Annotated in this window: 27 protein-coding genes and 5 pseudogenes; 11 read left to right on the top strand and 21 right to left on the bottom strand. The window is 50.2% G+C overall.

Annotated features, from left to right (window positions below):
* Positions 1-72: 72 nt before the first annotated feature.
* The 5 genes from uhpT (at position 73) to nepI (ending at position 4119) form a co-directional block, all read left to right on the top strand.
* Positions 73-1464 (top strand): hexose-6-phosphate:phosphate antiporter, encoded by a 1392-nt coding sequence (gene uhpT, locus B9P82_RS21715; RefSeq protein ID WP_003023929.1) that lies wholly within the window; start codon positions 73-75, stop codon positions 1462-1464.
* A 148-nt stretch (positions 1465-1612) separates the two neighbouring features.
* Positions 1613-2065, top strand: a complete 453-nt coding sequence (locus B9P82_RS21720; RefSeq protein WP_016157801.1) for a DUF1198 family protein — start codon at positions 1613-1615, stop codon at positions 2063-2065.
* A gap of 100 nt (positions 2066-2165) precedes the next feature.
* Positions 2166-2507 (top strand): type II toxin-antitoxin system RelE/ParE family toxin, encoded by a 342-nt coding sequence (locus B9P82_RS21725; RefSeq protein WP_016157800.1) that lies wholly within the window; start codon positions 2166-2168, stop codon positions 2505-2507.
* An 8-nt stretch (positions 2508-2515) separates the two neighbouring features.
* Positions 2516-2815, top strand: a complete 300-nt coding sequence (locus B9P82_RS21730; RefSeq protein WP_016157799.1) for a helix-turn-helix domain-containing protein — start codon at positions 2516-2518, stop codon at positions 2813-2815.
* A 119-nt stretch (positions 2816-2934) separates the two neighbouring features.
* On the top strand, positions 2935-4119 hold the full coding sequence (gene nepI / locus B9P82_RS21735) for a purine ribonucleoside efflux pump NepI (RefSeq protein WP_047358472.1): 1185 nt from the start codon (positions 2935-2937) through the stop codon (positions 4117-4119).
* Positions 4120-4174: 55 nt separating this feature from the next.
* Here the strand turns inward: nepI and B9P82_RS21740 are convergent, their stop codons facing one another.
* Positions 4175-5557 carry a glycoside hydrolase family 1 protein gene (locus tag B9P82_RS21740; RefSeq protein WP_016157797.1) on the bottom strand — a complete coding sequence of 461 codons (1383 nt, stop codon included), beginning with the start codon at positions 5555-5557 and terminating at the stop codon, positions 4175-4177.
* Positions 5558-5649: 92 nt separating this feature from the next.
* Positions 5650-5943 carry a YicS family protein gene (locus B9P82_RS21745; RefSeq protein ID WP_019078023.1) on the bottom strand — a complete coding sequence of 98 codons (294 nt, stop codon included), beginning with the start codon at positions 5941-5943 and terminating at the stop codon, positions 5650-5652.
* 130 nt (positions 5944-6073) lie between these two features.
* Here B9P82_RS21745 and B9P82_RS21750 point away from each other — a divergent pair, with 130 nt between their 5' ends.
* Together B9P82_RS21750 and nlpA are read left to right on the top strand one after the other, a co-directional pair.
* The gene (locus tag B9P82_RS21750) at positions 6074-6490 is read left to right on the top strand and encodes a GNAT family N-acetyltransferase (RefSeq protein WP_016155037.1); all 417 of its coding nucleotides are present in this window, start codon (positions 6074-6076) and stop codon (positions 6488-6490) included.
* 171 nt (positions 6491-6661) lie between these two features.
* Positions 6662-7480, top strand: coding sequence for a lipoprotein NlpA (gene nlpA, locus B9P82_RS21755; RefSeq protein ID WP_016157795.1), 819 nt, complete (start codon positions 6662-6664; stop codon positions 7478-7480).
* Between the two features lie 27 nt (positions 7481-7507).
* Here the strand turns inward: nlpA and B9P82_RS21760 are convergent, their stop codons facing one another.
* From B9P82_RS21760 to B9P82_RS21770, 3 genes are all read right to left on the bottom strand, one after another.
* Complete coding sequence (locus B9P82_RS21760; RefSeq protein ID WP_016155035.1) at positions 7508-8410, bottom strand: carboxylate/amino acid/amine transporter; 903 nt, start codon at positions 8408-8410, stop codon at positions 7508-7510.
* Between the two features lie 118 nt (positions 8411-8528).
* Positions 8529-8834 carry a putative quinol monooxygenase gene (locus B9P82_RS21765; protein WP_046276186.1) on the bottom strand — a complete coding sequence of 102 codons (306 nt, stop codon included), beginning with the start codon at positions 8832-8834 and terminating at the stop codon, positions 8529-8531.
* 1 nt (position 8835) lies between these two features.
* A complete protein-coding gene (locus B9P82_RS21770; protein ID WP_101700904.1) occupies positions 8836-9843 on the bottom strand; it encodes a zinc-binding alcohol dehydrogenase family protein in 1008 nt (335 codons plus the stop codon).
* Positions 9844-9953: 110 nt separating this feature from the next.
* Here B9P82_RS21770 and B9P82_RS21775 point away from each other — a divergent pair, with 110 nt between their 5' ends.
* The gene (locus tag B9P82_RS21775) at positions 9954-10856 is read left to right on the top strand and encodes a LysR family transcriptional regulator (protein WP_101700905.1); all 903 of its coding nucleotides are present in this window, start codon (positions 9954-9956) and stop codon (positions 10854-10856) included.
* A 35-nt stretch (positions 10857-10891) separates the two neighbouring features.
* On the opposite strand, the gene B9P82_RS21780 is transcribed toward B9P82_RS21775, so the two are convergent.
* From B9P82_RS21780 to B9P82_RS21790, 3 genes are all read right to left on the bottom strand, one after another.
* A complete protein-coding gene (locus B9P82_RS21780; protein WP_101700906.1) occupies positions 10892-12388 on the bottom strand; it encodes a C69 family dipeptidase in 1497 nt (498 codons plus the stop codon).
* Positions 12389-12731: 343 nt separating this feature from the next.
* Positions 12732-13196 carry a hypothetical protein gene (locus B9P82_RS21785; RefSeq protein ID WP_101700907.1) on the bottom strand — a complete coding sequence of 155 codons (465 nt, stop codon included), beginning with the start codon at positions 13194-13196 and terminating at the stop codon, positions 12732-12734.
* On the bottom strand, positions 13193-13966 hold the full coding sequence (locus B9P82_RS21790; RefSeq protein WP_101700908.1) for a winged helix-turn-helix domain-containing protein: 774 nt from the start codon (positions 13964-13966) through the stop codon (positions 13193-13195). Before B9P82_RS21790 ends, B9P82_RS21785 begins: the two co-directional genes overlap by 4 nt.
* 577 nt (positions 13967-14543) lie before the next feature.
* Here B9P82_RS21790 and B9P82_RS21795 point away from each other — a divergent pair.
* Together B9P82_RS21795 and misL are read left to right on the top strand one after the other, a co-directional pair.
* Complete coding sequence (locus B9P82_RS21795) at positions 14544-15161, top strand: helix-turn-helix transcriptional regulator (RefSeq protein ID WP_047358482.1); 618 nt, start codon at positions 14544-14546, stop codon at positions 15159-15161.
* A gap of 75 nt (positions 15162-15236) precedes the next feature.
* The gene (misL, locus tag B9P82_RS21800; protein WP_101700909.1) at positions 15237-18071 is read left to right on the top strand and encodes an intestinal colonization autotransporter adhesin MisL; all 2835 of its coding nucleotides are present in this window, start codon (positions 15237-15239) and stop codon (positions 18069-18071) included.
* 97 nt (positions 18072-18168) lie between these two features.
* Here misL and B9P82_RS21805 read toward each other — a convergent pair whose 3' ends face one another.
* Positions 18169-18501: a DUF1493 family protein gene (locus B9P82_RS21805; RefSeq protein WP_075848930.1), complete on the bottom strand. Its 333-nt coding sequence runs from the start codon at positions 18499-18501 to the stop codon at positions 18169-18171.
* Positions 18502-18797: 296 nt separating this feature from the next.
* Positions 18798-19088, bottom strand: coding sequence for a SymE family type I addiction module toxin (locus tag B9P82_RS21810; RefSeq protein ID WP_047415746.1), 291 nt, complete (start codon positions 19086-19088; stop codon positions 18798-18800).
* Between the two features lie 136 nt (positions 19089-19224).
* Between B9P82_RS21810 and B9P82_RS21815 the strand changes: the two genes are divergently transcribed.
* A complete protein-coding gene (locus B9P82_RS21815) occupies positions 19225-19416 on the top strand; it encodes a toxin-antitoxin system HicB family antitoxin (protein ID WP_003844491.1) in 192 nt (63 codons plus the stop codon).
* A gap of 70 nt (positions 19417-19486) precedes the next feature.
* On the opposite strand, the pseudogene B9P82_RS29460 reads toward B9P82_RS21815, so the two are convergent.
* The 11 genes and pseudogenes from B9P82_RS29460 to B9P82_RS21855 all read right to left on the bottom strand — a co-directional run.
* A pseudogene (locus tag B9P82_RS29460) lies at positions 19487-19693 on the bottom strand (DUF6680 family protein); the annotation flags it as partial.
* 321 nt (positions 19694-20014) lie between these two features.
* Complete coding sequence (locus B9P82_RS21825) at positions 20015-20872, bottom strand: DUF4942 domain-containing protein (protein WP_101700910.1); 858 nt, start codon at positions 20870-20872, stop codon at positions 20015-20017.
* A gap of 122 nt (positions 20873-20994) precedes the next feature.
* Positions 20995-21156: a DUF957 domain-containing protein gene (locus B9P82_RS21830; RefSeq protein ID WP_101700911.1), complete on the bottom strand. Its 162-nt coding sequence runs from the start codon at positions 21154-21156 to the stop codon at positions 20995-20997.
* Between the two features lie 29 nt (positions 21157-21185).
* On the bottom strand, positions 21186-21326 hold the full coding sequence (locus B9P82_RS29465; protein ID WP_371412086.1) for a DUF5983 family protein: 141 nt from the start codon (positions 21324-21326) through the stop codon (positions 21186-21188).
* Positions 21314-21784 (bottom strand): DUF5983 family protein, encoded by a 471-nt coding sequence (locus tag B9P82_RS29470; protein ID WP_371412087.1) that lies wholly within the window; start codon positions 21782-21784, stop codon positions 21314-21316. Before B9P82_RS29470 ends, B9P82_RS29465 begins: the two co-directional genes overlap by 13 nt.
* Positions 21785-21937: 153 nt before the next feature.
* Positions 21938-22021: pseudogene (locus B9P82_RS29475) on the bottom strand (DUF5983 family protein); the annotation flags it as partial.
* Positions 22018-22317: pseudogene (locus tag B9P82_RS21845) on the bottom strand (TA system toxin CbtA family protein); the annotation flags it as partial. The pseudogenes B9P82_RS29475 and B9P82_RS21845, both read right to left, overlap by 4 nt.
* A gap of 6 nt (positions 22318-22323) precedes the next feature.
* Positions 22324-22554, bottom strand: a pseudogene (locus B9P82_RS29055) (TA system toxin CbtA family protein); the annotation flags it as partial.
* 203 nt (positions 22555-22757) lie between these two features.
* Complete coding sequence (locus tag B9P82_RS29060) at positions 22758-22940, bottom strand: type IV toxin-antitoxin system YeeU family antitoxin (RefSeq protein WP_101700913.1); 183 nt, start codon at positions 22938-22940, stop codon at positions 22758-22760.
* Positions 22926-23114: pseudogene (locus B9P82_RS29065) on the bottom strand (type IV toxin-antitoxin system YeeU family antitoxin); the annotation flags it as partial. The gene B9P82_RS29060 and the pseudogene B9P82_RS29065, both read right to left, overlap by 15 nt.
* 87 nt (positions 23115-23201) lie before the next feature.
* Positions 23202-23389, bottom strand: a 188-nt coding sequence (locus B9P82_RS21855; RefSeq protein WP_143704275.1) for a transposase, incomplete at its 5' end; no start/stop codon positions are given.

Below are 23389 nucleotides of genomic sequence, written 5' to 3' on the forward strand. Positions count from 1 at the left end.
CAGGCGCGTCTCCCGGCTGATTTTTACAATGCCTGCCATTCGCAGGTATAAAAATTAGCTCGGGAGTGTCAAATGCTGGCCTTTCTAAACCAGGTACGCAAGCCGACCCTGGATCTGCCGCTCGATGTGCGGCGTAAAATGTGGTTCAAACCGTTCATGCAGTCCTATCTGGTGGTCTTTATTGGCTACCTGACCATGTATCTGATCCGCAAAAACTTCAACATCGCGCAGAACGACATGATCTCCACCTACGGGCTGAGCATGACGCAGCTGGGAATGATTGGCCTGGGCTTCTCCATCACCTACGGCGTGGGTAAAACGCTGGTTTCCTACTACGCAGACGGCAAAAATACTAAGCAGTTCCTGCCGTTTATGCTGATCCTCTCCGCCATCTGTATGCTCGGCTTCAGCGCCAGCATGGGGGCGGGTTCAACCAGCCTGTTCCTGATGATCGCCTTCTACGCGCTGAGCGGTTTTTTCCAGAGTACTGGCGGCTCGTGTAGCTATTCCACCATCACCAAATGGACGCCGCGTCGCAAGCGGGGTTCTTACCTCGGTATGTGGAATATCTCCCACAACCTCGGTGGTGCGGGTGCGGCTGGCGTGGCGCTGTTTGGCGCCAACTATCTGTTCGACGGTCACGTCATTGGTATGTTTATCTTCCCGTCAATTATCGCCCTGATTGTCGGCTTTATCGGCCTGCGCTATGGCAGCGACTCCCCGGAGTCTTATGGCCTCGGTAAAGCTGAAGAGCTGTTCGGCGAGGAGATAAGCGAAGAGGACAAAGAGACTGAAGAAAATGAGATGACCAAATGGCAGATCTTTGTTGAGTACGTGCTGAAAAACAAAGTGATCTGGCTGCTGTGCTTCTCCAACATTTTCCTGTACGTGGTGCGCATCGGTATCGACCAGTGGTCCACTGTCTACGCTTTCCAGGAGCTGAAGCTCTCCAAAGAGGTGGCGATTCAGGGCTTTACCCTGTTTGAAGTGGGCGCGTTGGTCGGCACGTTACTGTGGGGTTGGCTCTCTGACCTGGCTAACGGTCGTCGTGCGCTGGTAGCCTGCGTGGCGCTGGCGTTGATTATCGCGACCCTGGGCGTTTATCAGCACGCCAGCAACCAGTATGTCTATCTGGCTTCGCTGTTTGCGCTGGGCTTCCTGGTGTTTGGTCCTCAGCTGTTAATCGGCGTTGCAGCCGTCGGATTCGTACCGAAAAAAGCAATCGGCGCAGCCGATGGGATTAAAGGCACCTTCGCATATCTGATTGGTGACAGCTTCGCCAAGCTGGGTCTGGGGATGATTGCCGACGGCACGCCGATTTTCGGTCTGACCGGCTGGGCGGGCACGTTCGCCGCGCTGGATACCGCCGCCATCGGTTGTATCTGCCTGATGGCCATCGTGGCCGTGTTTGAAGAACGTAAAATTCGCCGCGAGAAAAAAATTCAACAATTGAAAGTCGCTTAAGTTAAGTGTGCATTGGTAACTTTTGCCCGCCTGGATGGCGGGCTTTTTTATGTCGCGGAACCATCCTGAATCGTGTTGATACGTTCAGTCGTCGACAGAGAGGAATTTGCCGTTATGATGGGCATCCTGTCTGGTAATGGATGTGCGCATGATTTGGATAATGCTGGCCACATTGGTCGTTGTTTTTGTAGTGGGTTTTCGGGTGTTGACGTCCGGATCTCGACGGGCAATTCGCCGTCTGAGCGAGCGACTGAATATTGATGTTGTGCCGGTAGAGTCGATGATCGATCAGATGGGAAAAGTACAGGGTGAGGCTTTTTTACAGTACCTCCACCGCCCAGATGAATCGCATCTGCAAAATGCTGCCCAGGTGTTGTTGATCTGGCAAATCGTTATTGTCGACGGCAGTGAGTCGAATCTGCTGCAATGGCACCGTTGGCTGCAAAAAGCCCGATTGGCCACACCGATTACTGACGCACAGGTGCGTCTGGCGCTCGGTTTTCTGCGCGAGATAGAGCCGGATATGCAGGAGTTTAATGCGTTTCAGATGCGCTATAACGCCTTTTTCCAGCCCGAAGATGGCGTGCACTGGCTGCACTGACAGTCATGCCTGTTGGCGAATTAATTGTGCAAATATAAATTGATTTAATAGCTAATGGGCTATAATTTACCTATAGCTTATTAGCTATGAGGGATCGTTGATGTGGGAAGTGGAAACAACGGATGTTTTCGATAAATGGTTTGACGTACAGACCGAGGCGCTCAAGGAAGATATGCTCGCAGCGATGATGATTTTATCCGAGTATGGTCCTCAGTTAGGCAGGCCGTTTGCTGATACGGTAAATGCTTCTGCTTTTTCAAATATGAAAGAGTTGCGAGTGCAGCATCAGGGCAACCCGATTCGGGCGTTCTTCGTGTTTGATCCTTCTCGCCATGGCATCGTGTTATGCGCTGGCGACAAAACAGGGTTAAACGAGAAGAAATTCTATAAAGAGATGATCAGGCTTGCTGACGCTGAGTACCGAAATCACCTTAATAAGTAAGGAAAATTATGGCGACGCTTAAAGAATTGATGGCGAAACAAAGCCCGGAAAGCCAAGAGCGCATTGCTGAAAAAGTAGAAGTGCTACGTCAGGTGATTGCGTTAAATATGTTACGGGAAGAACTGAATCTCTCTCAGGCGGAACTTGCCTCGGCAATGGGCGTTAAGCAGCCAACAATCGCAAAAATGGAACAGGCGGATAACGATCCTCGTCTGTCGACGCTTAAGCGTTATGTCACGGCGTTAGGTGGCGAACTGAGCATTGATGTTAAGTTACCGACAGGTAAAAGAGTCGCGTTTCATCTTTAAAAATCCGTGTGGCCTGGATTTTGTGTTAGATGAAAGTAGTTGCCAAAACGTTAAATGCGTCACAAATTTAGTGTTACACTGCGTAACTTATTCTGCAATAACCCCACGCAGGTAACAAAATGAGTGAAGCTGTTGAACAAAAATCCCGCGCTGAGGCAAATGCCCGACCGAACTGGTCGGCGGTATTCGCCGTGGCGTTCTGCGTTGCCTGCCTGATAACCGTTGAGTTTCTGCCCGTTAGCCTGTTAACGCCGATGGCGCAGGATCTGGGGATTTCTGAAGGTGTTGCCGGACAATCGGTGACTGTGACGGCATTTGTTGCCATGTTCGCCAGCCTGTTTGTGACGCAAATTATCCAGGCGACCGATCGTCGCTACGTGGTGATCGTGTTTTCGGTGCTGCTGACGCTCTCCTGCCTGCTGGTTTCCTTTGCCAACTCTTTTTCACTGCTGCTCATTGGCCGCGCCTGTCTCGGTCTGGCGCTTGGCGGATTCTGGGCGATGTCGGCGTCGCTGACCATGCGTCTGGTTCCCGCCCGTACGGTACCGAAAGCGCTGTCGGTGATTTTTGGCGCGGTCTCTGTCGCGCTGGTGATTGCCGCGCCGCTGGGGAGTTTTTTGGGCGGTATTATCGGCTGGCGCAACGTGTTTAATGCGGCGGCGGTAATGGGCGTGCTGTGCACGATTTGGGTGGTGAGAGCGCTGCCGTCGTTGCCAGGTGAACCTTCGCATCAGAAACAAAATATGTTCAGCCTGCTGCAGCGCCCGGGGGTGATGGCCGGGATGATTGCCATCTTTATGTCCTTTGCCGGACAGTTCGCCTTCTTTACCTATATTCGCCCGATCTATATGAATCTGGCAGGCTTTGAAGTTGATGGCCTGACGTTGGTGCTGCTGAGTTTTGGTATCGCCAGCTTTGTCGGGACGTCGCTCTCCTCGGTAGTTCTGAAGCGCTCGGTCAAACTGGCCTTAGCCGGTGCGCCGCTGTTGCTGGCGCTTAGCGCGCTGGTCCTGATCCTGTGGGGTAGCGACAAAGTTGTGGCGGCAGGTATTGCGATTATCTGGGGCCTGGCGTTTGCGTTAGTTCCGGTCGGCTGGTCGACGTGGATCACCCGATCGCTTGCCGATCAGGCAGAAAAAGCCGGATCCGTCCAGGTCGCCGTGATCCAGCTTGCCAATACCTGCGGGGCAGCGGTGGGAGGCTATGCGCTCGATAACCTCGGACTGCTTTCGCCCCTGATGCTTTCCGGCAGCCTGATGCTGCTGACGGCGCTTCTGGTCACGATGAAGGTCAGAATACAGTGAGATTGTTGCCTGATGGCGCGCAGCTTTCAGGCAACACCGCTATCTGACGACTGAATCAATCAAAACCATTGTTTTCGGCGGTATGGGCAAACCATTCGCCGCTTTTCTTCACCGTACGTTTTTGCGTATCTAAATCTAACTGGACAAAACCGTAGCGGTTTTTATATCCGTTGAGCCAGGACCAGTTATCAATAAAGGTCCACATATGGTAGCCAAGACAATTACACCCTTCGCTAATGCCTTTATGTAGCCATTTAAGATGCGCAGAAACAAATTCAATACGGTAGCTGTCGTTGATTTGGTCCTGCTGAATAAAACGTTGCTCATTTTCGACTCCCATGCCGTTTTCAGAAATAAAACAGCGCGGGTTGCCGTAGTTATCACGCAGATTAGTAATAATATCGTAAATACCTGGCTCGTAAATTTCCCAGCCACGGTAAGGGTTCATTTTACGCCCCGGCATTTCGTAATAATCAAACAGCCACTCCGGCATAAACGGCGCGTCAGGATTGACGGCAGTATCACGACATTTCACGCGGCGCGGCTGATAATAATTAATACCGAGCAGGTCGATTTTGCCATCGGCGATGAGCTGACTGTCGCCTGGCTGACATGCTGGGAGTTGATCGTACTCTTTTAGCAGCTCTATCAGATCCGCCGGATATTCACCTTTTAGCACCGGGTCAAGGAAGCTGCGGTTAAACAGCAGATCCGCATGGTGCGCAGCTTTTACATCCGCTGGGTGTTGTGAGCGCGGATAAGAGGGCGTTAAATTCAGGATCACACCGATTTCACCGTCATAACTTCCGGCGTGGTACGCGCGTACCGCCGTGGAATGCGCCAGTACGGTGTGATACGCCACGGTGGCCGCGCGTTTGAAATCCACCACGTTAGGGTAATGGAAGTCATACAGATAGCCGCCTTCTACCGGGACAATCGGTTCGTTAAAGGTGAACCAGTGCTTCACCCGATTGCCGAACAAGGTAAAACAGGTTTGTGCGTAGCGACCAAACGCCTCAACCACATCACGGTTTTCCCAGCCACCTTTCTCCTGCATCACCATCGGCATATCGAAGTGGAACAGGGTGATAAATGGCGTAATGCCTTGCGCCAGCAGCTCATCGATGACGTTGTTATAGAAATCAACTGCCTGCGGATTGACGTCGCCAGTACCGTCCGGGATCAGTCGTGACCAACTGATTGAAGTGCGGAAGCTGTTGTGCTTCAGCTGTTTGAGCAGTGCGATGTCCTGTTTCCAGTGCTGATAAAAGGTCGAAGTGTTCGCCGGGCCAACCCCCTGATGGAAACGCCCAGGCTGGCGGTCGAACCACACGTCCCATGTCGTCTGGCTTTTGCCGCCGTTCAGACTATCCCCTTCGGTTTGCAGCGCCGAGCAGGCACTGCCCCACCAAAAGTTTTCGGGAAAACGGTATCGCATTATCTTGCTCCTTGATGTGTTTCATTTCCCTACACAATAGGCGATTTTGCAAAACAGAAACCGGTTACAGCACTCGTTTTTCAATGCGATAGTTACAAATCCGGGCACTCAACTTTGCCCAGCGCTTCCCAGTAGTTGTTCTGATTGTTTCTTTGTATTGCCAGAATGGCTTCGCGGATGTGTTGCTGATTACGGGTATCAGCCATAATCGTTTTTTCCCACACCTCATCCGATGGCGACCCCTGCGGGGTACAAATCTTGCGTAAATCCTTCAATACGGTGTTTTTTTCATGAACGGACTGTAGAGAGCCATAAGCCGAATCGGCCTGCGCCAAACCCGGCAGCATGAAAAGGATGGCAATAAGCGGTAAAACGGCTTGTTTCATGATAATAATCCTTGTTGTCGATGCGCATCATCTCAAGAGTAAGTGTAGACGGCATGCGCCTCACTCATCAGCCTGTGTTAATTTCTAAAAAGAAAATCAGCCAGAAGTTTTAGTTTTTCAGGAGGATAGGATGCAAATACAGATTACAGATACCATTACTGAAGACGATCAAAATGCTCTGCTTGTTGGATTGCGCGCCTACAATCGCCAGTTCCTGAGGACCACCAATTTTGGCGACCTGGCGGTGTACTGGCGCGATGAGCACAATGAAATACTGGGCGGGCTGATCGGTAAAATCAAAGGCGAATGGCTGTGTATTGATTTCCTGTGGATGCATGACTCGCTGCGTAAAGGCGGTTACGGCACAAAGTTGATGCAGGCCGCTGAACAGACGGCGCGTGAGAGAGGATGCCTGCATGCGCTGGTGGACACGATGAGTTTCCAGGCGCTGCCGTTTTATCAGAAAAACGGCTATCAGTTGCAAATGACCCTCGATAACTTTCCAGAAACCGGTTCCGCGCGCCATTATTTGTCGAAAACGTTTTGATGACCGGAAGGACTGCAAAAGGGATGACCTAACGGCACATTCCGACTCATTTTCCTTTTCGCATTATGCTTTTTTCTTCTTGCTGATGCTTTTTCGTTTTTTAAACCGCAGCGGCCTTCCCGCTATAGTCATTTCATTACTCATCAGGCGGTTATTGCAAAAGGATAAAACGTGAAACTGAAAATACCTTATTTCGGGGCTGGGGCGGCGTTATTACTGGCGGGATTATTGCTGGCAGGATGCGATCAGCAGAACAATGATGCAAAGCATATTAAAGTGGGCGTGATTAACGGCGCAGAGCAGGATGTGGCGGAAGTCGCGAAGAAAGTCGCTAAAGAAAAATATGGCCTGGAGGTGGAATTGGTGGGGTTTAGCGGTTCTCTGCTGCCCAACGATGCCACTAATCATGGTGAGCTGGATGCCAACGTCTTCCAGCATCGTCCGTTCCTTGAACAAGATAATAAAGCGCACGGCTATAAGCTAGTAGCGGTGGGCAATACCTTTGTGTTCCCGATGGCGGGTTATTCGAAGAAAATCAAAACCGTTGCTGAACTAAAAGACGGTGCGACGATTGCGATACCTAACGATCCGACCAACCTTGGGCGGGCGCTGTTGCTGCTACAAAAAGAGAAGTTAATCACTCTGAAAGCGGATACCGGCCTGCTGCCAACGGCACTGGATATTACGGATAATCCGCGACATCTGAAAATTATGGAACTGGAAGGGGCGCAGCTACCGCGCGTGCTGGACGATCAAAAAGTGGATGTGGCGATTATCAGTACCACCTACATCCAGCAAACCGGGCTTTCTCCGGTACATGACAGCGTATTTATCGAAGACAAAAATTCACCGTACGTGAACATTCTCGTGGCGCGAGAAGACAATAAAGATGCCGAGAATGTGAAAGAATTCCTGCAATCTTATCAGTCACCGGAAGTGGCGAAGGCGGCAGAAACTATCTTTAACGGCGGCGCAGTTCCGGGCTGGTAATCGTCACCCGTTGCCGCGCCAGTTGGGTTAAACCGCTCTGGCGCGGCGACGTGAGTCCATTGAGATAAGCACTACCGATGAGAGGATCAAAAGCGTACCCAGCCAGTCTGGCAGAGTAAAGGTGATGCCTAACAGCAAAAGGGACAGCAACGCACTGCTCAACGGTTCCGCGCAGCTTAAAATGCTCGCTTTCGGTCCGCCAATCATCTGCGCGCCTTTCAGGTACAGGCTAAACGTGAGTGACGTGCCGATGACCACCAGATAGAAAAACGCCAGAATTAAACTGCCATTCACCACGAAATGAGTTCCCTGCCCGGCATAGAACGGCAGTAGGATCATTCCACCGATTAACATACTCCAGCCGACGACCGGCAACGTGCCGTAGCGCGCGATGAGCGTTGAGGGGTAGGTGGTATAGAACGCGGCAGCAAACGCCGAGGCTATTCCCCAAAACAGCGCGGCAGCTGAGATAGATAACGACGTCGGGTTACCGTGGGTGACCAGTAAGAAAGTACCGATGAGCGAGGTGAAGATCGCCGTCAGCACTAAAACCCCCGGCCGCGCTTTGCGCACCACGGAGAACCACGCCACGATAATGGTCGGTGACAAAAATTGCAGCACCGTCGCGGTGGCGGCGTTGGATTTTTCGATGGTCAGCAGGAAGGTTAGCTGTACGGTGAGTGCCCCGACCACGGAAAAAATCAGCAGGCTGATGGCGTCCTTGCGGTTTTTGATAATGGAGAACACGTTGTCGCCATGAACGAAAGAGAGCATCAGCAGAATGAGCCCCGCGAAAATCAGGCGCGTCATGGTCAGAAACTGCGACGACATCTGGCTTTGTTCCATGATGTACTGCGCGCAAACGCCTGAACTTCCCCATAATACGGCGGCAATCAGGACGTTCATCATCCCTCTTCTGGTGGAACTCATCTTTCCCTCTGCATGCTGTTTTGTTTTATTTGTGTGCAGGCATCATAGCAGAGATAGCGAAGCGAGTGAGACATGACGGGCACAGCCCCCCACACCGCAGAGGGCTTCGGCAGTCATCTTACGGCGCAATCGGCGTCAGATAATCCAGTCGTAGCGGTTCGGCCAGCAGCTCGTTCATTTGCAGAATAAACGCCTGGAAATGGGGCAGGGCGATATGCTCGTCCAGACCGGCCTGACCGCGCCAGGATTCACGAACGTAGAAGACATCCGGTGTGTCGCGCAACTGGAACAGGGCATACTCAATATTGCCCGGCTCCTGGCGCGTGGGCAGCAGCAGAGCCTGCAGCGCCTGTTTTAGTGCGTCGATTTTCCCCGGTCTGGCTTTCAGTACCGCAATAATTGAAATCACCTCTGAATCAGACATGTTAAAACCCCTCCAGCACAATCTTGCCGACTGAACGACCGGTTTCAATTTGCGCGTGCGCTTTTTGCAGATTCGCCGCGTTGATTGCGCCAAAATGCTCGCCCAGCGTGGTGCGAATGGTGTTGTCATCGATCAACCGTGCCACGCGGGTTAATAGTTGATGCTGCGCAATGATGTCGTGGGTGGTAAACATCGAACGGGTAAACATAAATTCCCAGTGTAGCGAAATGCTTTTGGCCTTCAGTGGACGTGCATCGAGGGTTTGCGGATCGTCAATCAGCGCCAGTTTGCCCTGCGGCGCCAGGGCGGCAATAATTTGCGGGTAGTGCTGCTCGGTATTGTTCAGGCTGGCAACGTGCGTCACCTCTTTAATGCCTATCTGAGCCAGCTCTTCCATCAGCGGCTTGCTGTGGTCAATTACATGATGAGCGCCTGCTTCACGTACCCATTTCTGGCTCTGTGGACGTGAAGCGGTACCGATGACAGTCATTTTGGTCAGCTTACTGGCCAGTTGCGTCAGGATAGAACCGACGCCGCCAGCAGCGCCAACAATCAATAACACATCATTTTCATTGCCATTTTCCTCAACGCCCAGACGGTCGAACAGCATTTCCCAGGCGGTGATGGCGGTCAGCGGCAGTGCCGCAGCAGAAGCGTTGTCCAGCGATTGCGGCTTCAGCGCGGTAATACGTTCATCAACCAACTGAAATTCACTGTTACTGCCAGCACGACCCAGCGCACCGGCATACCAGACTTCATCGCCAGGTGTGAACAGGTTGACTGCTTCACCCACGGACTTCACCACGCCAACGGCGTCCCAACCCAGCACGCGGGGCACATCAGCGTTAAAACCTTCGCGGACCTTGGTATCAACAGGGTTGACGGAAATGGCCTTCACTTCAACCAGCAGATCGTGCCCGGAGGCGACGGGCATGGGCAGGTCAATCTCTTGTAAAAATTCAATGTTACGGCCGTCGGTTGCGGCGCGGGTAATAGCGATGGCTTTCATAATCTCTCCGGTTAATAAACCTTCTATCTGTTGAATAATTCGATGGTAAACCGGTAGCAGAACGGGAAAAATAGCCCTTCGGCGACAGGACTTATACTCGGGGAGTGAAAATGTTCCGGCTTGAAGATCTCACGTTGTTTGTCCGCGCCGCGGCGCTGAATAGTTTTAGCGATGCCGCACGCGAAGTCGGCGTTCAGCCTGCTCAGGTCAGTTCTGCTATTAAGCGCCTGGAGTCTACGCTGGCTATCCGCTTGTTCGCCCGCTCCACGCGCAGTCTGCGCCTGACGCCTGAAGGTGAGGTCTGGCTACCCTATGCCCGCCAGATGCTGGACGTGATGCATGCCGGGCTGCAAAAAATTCAGACCCCGGAAGATGAAGTTTCAGGCACGCTGCAAATCGCCGTACCTTCCGATCTCGGTCGGAACCTACTGCTGCCGGTCTTTCAGTCGTTTCGACGCCGCTATCCCGCGCTGCGCCTGCGGATTTTTTTCTCCGACCAGGTGACGGATGTCTTTAAAGACCCCGTCGATGTGGCGTTTCGCTATGGCAACACCGAAGACGCATCTTACATTGCGCTACCTGTCGCACCGGGTAACCGACGCGTGCTGGTGGCATCACCGGAATGGGTTGTGCAAAACGGCGCGCCGCAAACTCCGGATGATTTAACACAGCTCAACGCCATGACCTTCGTCTTACGCGGACGCCTGCACGATCGCTGGACGTTTACGCATAACGGTGAGGTTAGCAGTGTGCAGGTTAACGGCACCATTATGAGCGACGATGCTGAAGTAATCCGACGGCTGGCGATTGCCGGAGAAGGCATCGCATACAAGTCGTGGCTGGATGTCAGCGAGGATGTGCGTGATGGACGATTGCAGCTACTGATGCCTGATTACCTGGGCGAAAAAGCCCCGCTAAATATGATTTGCCCACATCGTAAGCAGCTTTCAACGGCTGTCCGTCTGCTGCATGACGCCGTGAAGGCGCGGTGTGACACGTTGACGCAAAGCTAATAAGTACTTTGCGCCAGCATGTATCGTGTCGTTACTCAGTCTTTTTTCGCAGCGTTTGCGAAGAAGATATCAGACTGAATGTCTTTAGTGCGGATGGTAAACAGCTGATTAGTCAGATCTTCCGTCAGCTTCTCGGCATCGGCCATGATGCGCAAGTTGAAGTCATTCAGCATCTTATCTGCGGCAGGTTTATCGGTTTTTGCCATCTTCAGATATTTTGCTTCGACCTCTTTTTGCTCCTTCGCCACTTTATCTTCCCATGCTTTGTAGGCTTTTTTGACGATTGGCGCGAGCTTCGGATAATCGGTCATCGTCAGCGTCTGTAACTTACGGTATTTCCAGTAAATGGACTGATCGTCCGCTTTATCGGTACCCATCGTATAGTTTGCCGGATACGCTTTCAGGCCGCTGTAGTACGGAACAAACGCGGTGAGGTCGGCCATACCCAGACCAATGTAGGTCGTTTCACCAATCTCTTTTGGCAACCACGGACGGACCTGCATCACGTGTGCTTCATAGGTGCGGAAGACGCTAATCGGACGCCATGGCTCTTTGCCGTTCAGACCGTTGGTATACGGGTCATGGCTGGTGCCTTCGTAATGGTTACGCAGCACGGCCTTCACATCATCCAGCGTCATCTTCTTCTCTGGCGTCATGAACACCGGGAATTCGCGCCCTTTGGCCATATCCTGATTTACGGAAGGATTGAACTCTTTCTGGATGGTCCATACGCGAGGATCGTTATACGTGCGGTCACGCTCATCATCACGGGTATAGGCTTTGGAGAAGTTGAATTTGCCATCTTTTGCCGGTTCGTAGAGACCTTTTTCGGTCGCAAATTGAATCAGGTTTTTTGACGCCATCATGTCCGGGTTTTTAGGATCGTAATCCTGTAAGCGGCCCTGATTACCAGTGGCAAAATACTGGTTATTCGGCAGGCGTTGCGCCATCCACTGGTGACCGCTGCCGGTTTCCAGGTACCAGATTTCGTTATCGTCGACGACGGCCACGCCAAAACCTTCCCCAGCGCCGACGGTCTCAACGATATGACCCAGTAACGCCACGGCTTCACGCGCGGTTTTGCTCTGGGACAACAGAATATCCGGGATATCATCTTCGGTGATCCCTTTATCTTCAACGTAGGGGTCGGCAGCCAGCGCTTTTGCTGAGGCAAAAATAGATTCTGTACCGCTCACGCCAACGCCCAATTCGTTAAATCCGGTCGCGCCGTGCAGTTGGGTTTTCCAGTTTGGAACGGTGGTATAACGCAGAGAGTTTTTGGGTAGCGGCCAGGTAAAGTCATTCGCGCCATTATGTGCTTTGGTGCTGTATATCCCGGTCTGATTCTGCTTGGCCGGATGAATGACAAAATGCTGCGCTTTCAGGGCATCGCTGTCAGCGCTACGGGCTACCAGCATGGAGCCGTCCGCTGATGCTTCATTACCGACCAATAGGGTCGTACAAGCAAAACCTGATGAAACAACGGCCAAATTTATAGAAAGTGCAATCAGGCACTTTTTAAAAGTAAACATTACGTATCCCTCATATGTACGCCAAAAATACACCGGAAACACACCGTTTCCTGAAATGCGATAACGCCTGAACGCTCAGACATTGCTCGCGAGAGAGATAAACGCCCCTGTCCACGTCTTCTCCAAATATCCATCCGTAGGTTGAAGTCTTCTGGGCAAAATAAAACGCCCATTTCGCTTAATTATTGCGCAATGGATATCGTGGTATTCAGGATGTTTCCTGATTCGGGATGAAGAATAGCAATGGGATATGAGTGGATTCAGTGACCCATGTCGCGTAAGTCGATGATGGCAAATATGAATTCTATTGAAGGGGGCGTGCTTTTTGTATCCGGATATGACGTTACCTTTTGCGGCAATACAGCGAGGGGACATTTGAGCTGGCAAAAATCCATGCGCCCTTATACTCCTCCATGACCAGGCTCAGGTTTCGTCCGCTTTGACGGTAAAATCCGGGTAATGTGTTGTTAATATCAGCTTCATCGGCGCTATCAGCGAAGGTTTTGACCACCTGCATTGCCTGTAGCACTCGGGCTTCGTGCTGCCGGGTATAACTGAAATAGATGTTCCTGCTAATGTCTGAGGTATTACGTCCGTACAGTTTTCCGGTAATGGTCGCTAGCCCTGCATCTTTGTACATCCGAAATGAAACCGTACCTGCAAAGCGGTTGCTGCCAATATTCCATTCGACATTTCCAACGCAATTTAGCTGCTTTTCGGCATAGCGTGAATGCCATAGCCATCCGCCTGAGCCGAGCAATGTCGCCACGCCGATTACGATTAAAACAAGGTGGTGTATTTTTTTCATTGCCCGCGCATCCAGTAATAATGGGTAGTACAAAACGCGTGCGCATCTACCCGTGCATCTTTATCACAAACAAATGCCACGATCCTCTCCGCTTTACGGTAGCCGGAAAGGAAAACATGCTTGTTGTTTTCACAGAGAGAAGGGTGCAGTTGCATCAGATTGAAATAATTTTCCTGATCGTGATCATTCAGTGAGTAATAAATTTTACAGTTTTGCCGAGATGGGACCTGCATAGAAACAGAAATGAATTTACTAAACGGCATAACAGGACGTGTCTGATACCACACCAGCCAGATAATCAAAGTGGCAATAACGATGCCAGCGCTAAATATAATATTCCACCAGGGGACCCGCGTCGTTTGTTGTGCCGCGGGAGGAATTATCTTTGGGGGCGCGTATTCCTCTATTAGCGGTGACTGGAAAACTTCACTCTGAGGATGCGTTATCGCCTCTACCTCCGTATTTCCATTTAATCTGAGTCCGCGTCGTGAAATAGTTTTCACCGTATCACGTGGCAGACCCACATCCGCCAGCGCGTTACGTAGCGTCAGAATAGCCTGGTAAAATGTGTTGGTTGTGGTCACATTATTTCTCTCACCCCAACCCACTTTTATCAATGTGTTCTGCGAAACAATGTCACTTGCGTGAGTAATTAAATAGAGAAAGCAAAGCGAAGCTGGGAGCTGAAGTTGTATTGCGCGCCCGGTCTGACGATTGACCAGACTTTTGCTGTCAGGATTAAATTCGACCAACTGATTGATAAGGTACAATTGCCCAGCCCTCAGTAACTATAACGTATCACCGCGTGTGCCTACACATACCTTAAATTTTACATCCAAATCGTGAATATGCCTCACTCTTTGTACGTGATCGAAGATAAGAATTTCACTTAAAGATTAAAAATACTTTAAATACAACGTGTTACGTGTGTAAATTCTTAGGTGAGTATTAACTAATGTTAAATAATGAGAATTCATTACAGTTTTATCTGAATTCTCATTATATTTATCAACAGCACTTCAAGGGGGATTGAGTTATCAGGATTGTGTAATTAATAAGAGCCCCTTTCATTGGTTAATTTTTAGCAAATAGTGCTTTTTTAATTTTTATTCTGGGATTTGGATTTATGCATAAAATTCCTAATACCCAGACTGTTATTCTGAGATAAAGCAGAAAAAAGCTTAGCGCAATCGCATTGCTTACAGCCTATTCATAATAGCGTATCAGGAGTTTATTACATTTTTTAAGTGTCACTGTTATTAACTGACAAGGAATGTCATACGTGTCGGATTGACACATTTATTTACCAATGAAATATTTATGGAAAAATAACAGGAGTCATTTTTGATGAAGAGATCACCATCACAGAGTGTTCGTTGCATAAGCTGTGAATTATCCTGTCAATTATTTCCGGATACTGTGGTACGCGCCAGCTACTGTCACCGAGCCACTTTTGCGATCTGGCCAGAGGGAAATAGTTTTCTGCAAAAAGGAATTATTGAAAAACTTCTCCTTAATAATCAAAATCATTTGTCGCGTGGGTTTATTTTTGTGGACTTTTCCTTCCCAAACCTGCGCCTGTTCGCCGATCCGCAATGGGTTGACCGGCTGGCCTACAGCGGTATGTATATTGTGTTGATAGCGGACAGGAATCTCGCGCCGTTAGCCAACTACTGGCTGTCGAAAAGCAATAAAATACAAGGGATTATATATTCCGATGATGATGATGAAGTTCAGCATCAAAAAATTCGCCGATTATTTACCGGCCACCTTGCGAACAGTAAACGCGGACGCACACTCAACTATACAGAAATGATATTACTGAAGCGATTTGTGTCAGGGAAAAGTATTCAGCAAATTACCAAAATAGATAATATAGATATTAAGAAAATATATGTCTACAAGCTCAGGCTTGAAGATAAATTAGGCCATAGCATTCATCAAATACTGTCGAATATTTTATAACGTATTTTTGATTTTTACTATTTTCACATCTTTGCGATGTGGTGGACGCCCTACGCCCGAAAGCAGGAGGCTATTATGAAAAAACCTAAGCATTACTCACGCATTGCGATAGCGGTATCAACCGCGTTAACGTCAATGGTATTTTCAACCCACGCGGCCTGGATTGATATTGATAGTCTTCCTGCCAGTGGAATGGTGAGCAGTCTTTCGCCGGAGTTGCAGGCTTTATTTCCTGCACAGGCAAATGGCAGTTTCGAAAAAAAAAGCGCTACACCGAATTATGTTTATCAGTGGAGTGCCGGCACCATTCCCGTTTATGGTCATGGATTAACGCTCAATGGGCCAGGAGGAGAAGCCTTCGAACACACCATTACCGTTATTCAGAACAGCGCGACGGGTAGCCCGGGCGTTATTTTCGGTGACGACCTGACGATTCGCACACAGTCAAAGAATGCCGCTAATAATGGTAAAGATGTTGACGGTATCCGCACGCACGGGGCTAATACGCCGGATAATCCAGTCTTTATTATCACCGGGGATCGCACAAGTATTTATGTAGATGGCCAGGATGGTGACGGTATTAACGCCGGATACAACGCCATCGGTCAGGGTGGGATAGGCTCAGCAAACATCTACGTCGGCGACGATCTGTATATTCAAACCACCGGTAACCAGGGACGTGGCATCACCGCCAACGCGTTTAGAGACGCAACGCTTGCCAAAAATACGATTATTGTCGGCGATCGTGCCCACATTGTGACTACCGGTAACAGCTCAGAGGGAATCCGCTCCGGACAGAGCGGGTCCTCAATCCGCCTTGGCAATGACGCCACCATCGAGACATCGGGCACTTCCTCAATAGGGGTCTACGCCGCCTCATCTTCCAAAACGGAACTGGGCAATAACGCCACTATTTCGGTGAGCGGAGCCAGCGCCCATGCGGTCTATTCCTATAATGCGACGGTGAATCTGGGTGATAATGCGACGATTCGTGTTAACAGCATCGATAAAGTTTACTCATTCAGCAAGGCCCCACGCGGCCTGTATGCGATTTCACGCGGCACGGTAAATCTCGGTGGCGGCGCTACTATTGCTATGGCGGGCAATCACAGCAATGAAAGTTATGCCATCAGTACAGAAACGGGCGGTATCGTCGACGGTTCTGCTGGCGGGCGTTTCCTTATCGACGGCGATCTTCACGCAGCCGGTGCTATTGCCGCAAACAACACCCAGCCGCAGCAAAACAGTACCATCAAACTCAATATGACCGACAACTCGTTGTGGAGTGGGGCGTCATACGTCACCAGCGCCACTGCCGGGACGGGGGTTATCTCGCTGCAAATGAGCGATGCGACCTGGAACATGACCAACAGCTCAACGCTCACCGACCTGACGCTGAACGGCGGGTCAGTGGTGAACTTTGGGCATGCTGACGGCGAACCGTGGCAGACGCTTACTATCAATGAAGATTTTACCGGCAACGGCGGAAAACTCGTTTTCAATACCGTCCTGAATGACGATGCCTCTGAAACCGACAAGCTGAAAGTGCTCGGCAACACCGCGGGTAACGCATTTGTGGCAGTGAACAATATTGGCGGAACCGGGGCGCAAACCATTGAAGGTATTGAGATCATCGAAGTGGCCGGTAATTCTGACGGTACTTTTGAGAAAGCGGGCCGTATTGTTGCCGGTGCGTACGACTATAACGTGGTGCAAAAGGGCAGCAACTGGTATCTGACCAGCTTTATTCCTGCTCCGCCGGATCCGGAAGAGCCGGACCCCGTCGATCCGGACCCGGTTGACCCTATTGACCCAGATCCCGTTGACCCGGACCCGGTTGACCCTATTGACCCAGGTCCTGTTGACCCGGACCCGGTCGATCCTGTCGACCCGATTATCCCTGAGCCGGAAGAACCTGTTGCGCCCCCTGTCACTGAGCAGCAGTACCGCCCGGAAGCAGGCAGTTATCTGGCGAACAACTACGCTGCTAACACGCTGTTCATGACCCGACTCCACGATCGTCTGGGCGAAACGCAGTACGTCGATATGCTGACGGGCGAGAAAAAAGTCACCAGTCTGTGGATGCGTAACGTCGGGGCACATACCCGCTTCAAAGACGGTAGCGGGCAGTTGAAAACCCAAAGCAACAGCTATGTCTTGCAGTTAGGCGGTGACCTGGCGCAGTGGAGCAGCGACGGTCTCGACCGCTGGCACCTCGGCGCGATGGCTGGTTATGCCAACAGCCAGAACCGCACGCAGTCCAGTCTGACCGGCTACCATTCACGTGGTCAGGTCACTGGTTACAGCGTGGGACTGTACGGCACCTGGTATGCCAATGACGCTGACAAGACCGGCACTTATGTAGACACCTGGGTGCTGTACAACTGGTTTGATAACAAGGTGATGGGTCAGGAGCAGGCGACGGAGAAATATAAATCCAGCGGGATCACCGCTTCTGTTGAAGCCGGTTACAGCTTCAAACTGGGTGAAAACGAGCGCAACAGCTATTGGCTGCAACCGAAAGCTCAGGTGGTGTGGATGGACGTGCAGGCCGACAGCCACCGCGAAGCGAACGGCACCCGCGTGAAGGACAACACCGATGGCAACCTGATGACCCGTCTGGGGGTAAAAGCCTTTATTAACGGTCACAACGCCATCGACGACGGTAAATCTCGTGAGTTCCAGCCGTTTGTTGAAGCCAACTGGATCCACAACACGCAGACGACTCGCGTGAAGATGGATGATGTGAGCAACGACATGCGTGGCACCAAGAACATTGGCGAGCTGAAAGTCGGTGTTGAAGGTCAAATCACTCCGCGCCTCAACGTGTGGAGCAACGTGGCCCAACAGGTTGGTGACAAAGGCTACAGCGATACCCGCGGTATGCTGGGTGTGAAATATAACTTTTGACGTAACTGCAGGTGACAGAAAGCCGCTGATTAATGGGTCAGCGGCTTTATTTTTTGGGGAAGCGGTAGGTCGGATAAATGGCATCCGTCAATAAGGTTCAGTCATAAAGCCATTTACCCGCTTTTGCAGACTCTGCCAGCATGCGGAGTGTTAATGGCTGTGGCTCATCGTCATCTCTGCTACAGGTAAACATTGCATAAAGTATGAATGTCTCAATAGGCCAATATTTATAGAAATCGAAATTGGCGCAATCAACATTGAAAGTTGCAAAGTAAGTATCCATGATGTCTGCACCCGTTTCACTGGCCCACACATAATCTCCCGTTGAAAGGCTGGTATCGAGAGTGACTGGCCAACGCTTTTTAAAGAATAAGCTGGGTTTATTAAATGTTTCATCGTACCAGGCGATGATATCATCATCACTTACCATAGCTTATCTTTACCTCTGACGTCTTTGAGACAGAGGTAAACAGTAATTGCCATTTTAACAACTCATTTTGTTGAAAAATAATATATGAGGGTTTTTACGATTGGTTTGCAATAGTGAAAACATTAATAATAGAGAAAAATAAATAAATCATTCCACAGTTAAATTTAAAATAGCCATATATAATTAGGATGATTGGTTATGGAAGAGTGATTCATTTTGAAAGTAGGCCGGATAAGCGTTAGCGCCATCCGGCACCTGGTAAACCTATAAGTAACGCTTACAGGTTCAGTTATATGTTACTGAAGAGTCGCCAGCGTGCTCCCAATTCTATTCAGCTTCTGATTTGCCTCTTTCAACTCATCCTGCAACCGTTGCTCCTGCTCACCATAGACCATCAGGACGATGCAGCCATTCATCACTTTTACGGTAATCTGTTGCCCGGTATCAAACCCCGCTTCGCGTAGCCACTTGCCGGAAAGAATAATTTTGGGTGTGGATTTGTCGAAAACATTCGGGCGATATCCCACAATTACCGAACGCTCGGTTCCAGATTGGTCGGTGTCTGGGGTAGAATGCGAATCAGCCATAATCAACTCCTTGATAGTTGGTGAGGTTAGCTCTCGTCGGGTACTGCGAATACCGGGCGAGAGCGTTTATGAGTCAGGTCGTCAGATATAAAGGTACGTACCTGATTGGTGATATCTTGCGCTTGTAGGTACGTATATGTCAACGGCTAAACGCGACCCAAATCAGTCCAAATCTGGAAAAGCACCGACTTTCCAGATTCGTATCACTCCGGAGTTAAAGGCGCAATTTGAGGCTGCCGCAAAAGCAGAGGGGATGAGTTTGGGGAATTGGCTCAAAACCTTGGGGAGAAATGAATTACGTAAATTAGGTATTGAGCCAGAAATGTAGGTTAGTTCTATTAAGAATTTTGAGCGTCAGAGGATTCGGGAAAAGAAACTACATCCATTTTCAATGCTGTTTAACCAGAGAAAATTGAAGCCATCCCTTTGCGAATTTTTAGATTATCTAAATTTATTTGCCCGTGAGCAACAGCTATATAAATAGTATTCTGCAAATGAACTCGATCAAAATCGTAGCCTATATCTTTAGCCATAACAGAAAGTAAATTCGCAAAAAGTCTATGGCTAGTCTGATCCCATATCGTGTTACCACTCTCACTTTCTGGAAAGTGTGTGCATAAAGGAGTGTTTTTCGATAAGTTTTTGTACTCGGACTGCGAGCAAAGGACTTAAAAGTGTAGCAAAACAGTAGCGGCAGTTAGTGCTAAATTTATTGTCTTTTCCTTAATTCTGAAGGTTATGACAATTGAGACGAAATAAAATCTTTGAGGATGATATGAGCATTTTGGCGGAAGATCACAGGAGTCGCATTTGGTGGTTAACTTATTGATTAAACGTTGATGTTCCGTGTTGGATAAATGATTAACCCCCATAAGCACCCCCAAATGATTTTACTTGTGGGAATGTGGGCTAAATAGCGATTGTAATCAATTCGTGGCGCTAGATTGTGAAGATAACATTCCAGGATAATGTTTAGCAATGATGTCATTGAGCTTATCAACCAGCTCTGGTCGTTTGAAGCTGATATGTGCGGTTCCCTTCTGAAAGTATTTAATCGCAAACATCTCGTCCTCGTAACAATTGCTATGCCTGTTCTCATGAATATGGTCGCTGAGACGATGGGTAACATCAGCGCGGTTGTCAGGTACAGGCTTTTCGTCAAAGATCATCAGCATCCGCTCAAGGTCAGCTAATCGATCGCGCTGCCAGCCCCAGTTAAGCCCAAATCCCCAACGATCATGTTTCACCAGCCCTGTCACGATGATCTTCTTCCCGAACTTGCAGGGGCTGTTGCTCTTGTAATCCCAGCTTAGTCCTTTAAACACGTTAATGATCCCACGCTCGAACACCTCCGCTTTACTTTGATGTAGCTGCTCAAAGGTGCTGAGAATATTCTCTTCACTGACAGCGGGAATATCGTCCTTTTCCAGACTGTTGTACCACTCTTCGCGTGCCTGTGCGTCCATGAGCGCCAGCATTCCCGACTTATTCATCAGGTCTTTCCAGATGCTGCGATCGATATTTCGGGTGATGGCTTTTATCGCTGTTTCTGGTTTATCCATCAACCAGCAGTCGTAACGGTATTGCCGTACTCCCCATTCATTCGATTTACCTGCGCCGACACTGCTTGTCAGGGCAGAGATATCGTCAAGTTGCTGAATAAGAGCTTCAATCTGTGCCAGCGCGACATTCCGTCCGGTGACAATACGCTCAATACTGGTGGAGCAAATCACATCGGTATGGTTGGTCAAAACTTCAGGTTCGGTGAGAGTTAGTTCTGCCATCAGTAATTTCCTTTATATAAAGCGAAACGCCAGCCGGTGAGGGCTGGCTCTGTATGTGGGTGATGAGTAAGGTTCGGAGGCTAATCTGTACTGGCTTGTTGCAGAAGCTGAAGATAACGAAGTTAGCGAACATTCCTGAGTGCCTGTTCAATCTTGGGCAACAGTACCGCTGAATCGGTATTGTCTTCGTCGTTATCGAAGATAATTTCGCTGCCACAATCGACATTGTCCTGGAGCCAGCCAATCAGAATGTTGAGAGCTGGTTCGGTGGTTAATTCCGGCATGTGAAAACCTTGTGATTACTGAGGAAGCATTACCAGTCAAACGTGGCGAAGCCCGGCAGCACTTCGCCACAGGCATCCAGATGAACAATGTCGACCGAGTAACGGCGCATAAGCGTTACCACCAGGCGACGACAGTCTTTTGACAGACCGAGGCGTTTTAGCCGCAACACCGGAAATGACCACGCATCCAGGTGAAGCAGATAGCCCGACCCGGTGTACAGAATCCATTCACTGTCACCAAAGTCTTCATGCTGATGTGAAAGGGCAAACAGCAGGGTGTTGTCGGCTTCGGTGATGTGAGAAGTACTGCACTGGATGCCGCTGAGACGTGCGACAGGCGGGAGNCCAGGTGAAGCAGATAGCCCGACCCGGTGTACAGAATCCATTCACTGTCACCAAAGTCTTCATGCTGATGTGAAAGGGCAAACAGCAGGGTGTTGTCGGCTTCGGTGATGTGAGAAGTACTGCACTGGATGCCGCTGAGACGTGCGACAGGCGGGAGTGGATATTCATCAACAATCACCTTTCCGGGGACATCAGCAACACGAAGCGAATAACCGTTATCGCAGACCACATTGATCAGGTCAGCCAGTTCAATCCCGTCGATATCAACAGCGATTCGGCCCATGTTGAGGGCCAGTATATTGACGGCATCAGCTTCCACGGTCAGAGACAGCTTCATTGCTGCACCTCTTTGTATTTACCGGTGGTGATATCGGTCACCACTTTGTAATCGTTGNCCGTTATCGCAGACCACATTGATCAGGTCAGCCAGTTCAATCCCGTCGATATCAACAGCGATTCGGCCCATGTTGAGGGCCAGTATATTGACGGCATCAGCTTCCACGGTCAGAGACAGCTTCATTGCTGCACCTCTTTGTATTTACCGGTGGTGATATCGGTCACCACTTTGTAATCGTTGCGGGTCATCAGCCCGATGGCTTTGCGGGCGCGAAGAATATCGATACTGGTGAGAAGCGGCGACTGTGTTTCTGCGTTAAAACCGCGACGGTCTGTACGTACCAGATCGTACTTTTCCACGATAAAATTGATGGCGTCGCATAGCGAGATACCCGCGTCGATATGTTCCTGGATGACGCTGTCGTTGCCAAACGGGGTGTCGTTTAGTGCCAGACCATAGTGACGGTCCAGCAGGTGACTNCCGCGACGGTCTGTACGTACCAGATCGTACTTTTCCACGATAAAATTGATGGCGTCGCATAGCGAGATACCCGCGTCGATATGTTCCTGGATGACGCTGTCGTTGCCAAACGGGGTGTCGTTTAGTGCCAGACCATAGTGACGGTCCAGCAGGTGACTCAGAAGCCGGTGCCAGATCTCCACCGGCGACTGGCGTGGCGTAACCTCCTGCGTGGAGGATAGTGGCTGGGTTTGCATAGTTGATCCCTTTGTTGATGGGTTAAAACGAGGGAAAGCAGTTCGAAGGTTTACGCAGTTGCTGCAGGTGTGGGGNAGAAGCCGGTGCCAGATCTCCACCGGCGACTGGCGTGGCGTAACCTCCTGCGTGGAGGATAGTGGCTGGGTTTGCATAGTTGATCCCTTTGTTGATGGGTTAAAACGAGGGAAAGCAGTTCGAAGGTTTACGCAGTTGCTGCAGGTGTGGGGTAAATTGCCATGTATACGTACCCATGCGAGCCGAGGCTGTCGGCCTCGCAGGTCAGCCCTTTTGCGTAGAGCGTGACGCAGTGCTGATGGCGGGGATTGATTTCACCGGAAACCAGCATTAACTCGAGCTGTTTGAGCAGTACCGGANAAATTGCCATGTATACGTACCCATGCGAGCCGAGGCTGTCGGCCTCGCAGGTCAGCCCTTTTGCGTAGAGCGTGACGCAGTGCTGATGGCGGGGATTGATTTCACCGGAAACCAGCATTAACTCGAGCTGTTTGAGCAGTACCGGAAATGCCTGGTCAAGGTGGCGTAAATCCGCGTCGCTGAATGTTGTCAACAACGGGTAAAAAGTGATCCACTTACCGTCACCACCAACGGTCTAATATTGGGTCTTCCGCAACTTGGGTGGAGATTTTCATGCCAGAGGACTCATCACCCGTCGTCTCAGTAGCTCGAACCCGGCTCGGCCATACATTTGCCGTTTCAGCATCTTCAGACGATTTACATGGCCCTCGACAACACCATTACTCCACCTGCTGATTATGGCTTCACATATTGCCGCTGCATCGGTTTCCATCCCCGCAGATACACGTTGAAGTTCTG

Source organism: Citrobacter sp. L55 (assembly GCF_002850715.1).
In the GTDB taxonomy this organism is placed as follows: Bacteria; Pseudomonadota; Gammaproteobacteria; order Enterobacterales; family Enterobacteriaceae; genus Citrobacter; species Citrobacter braakii.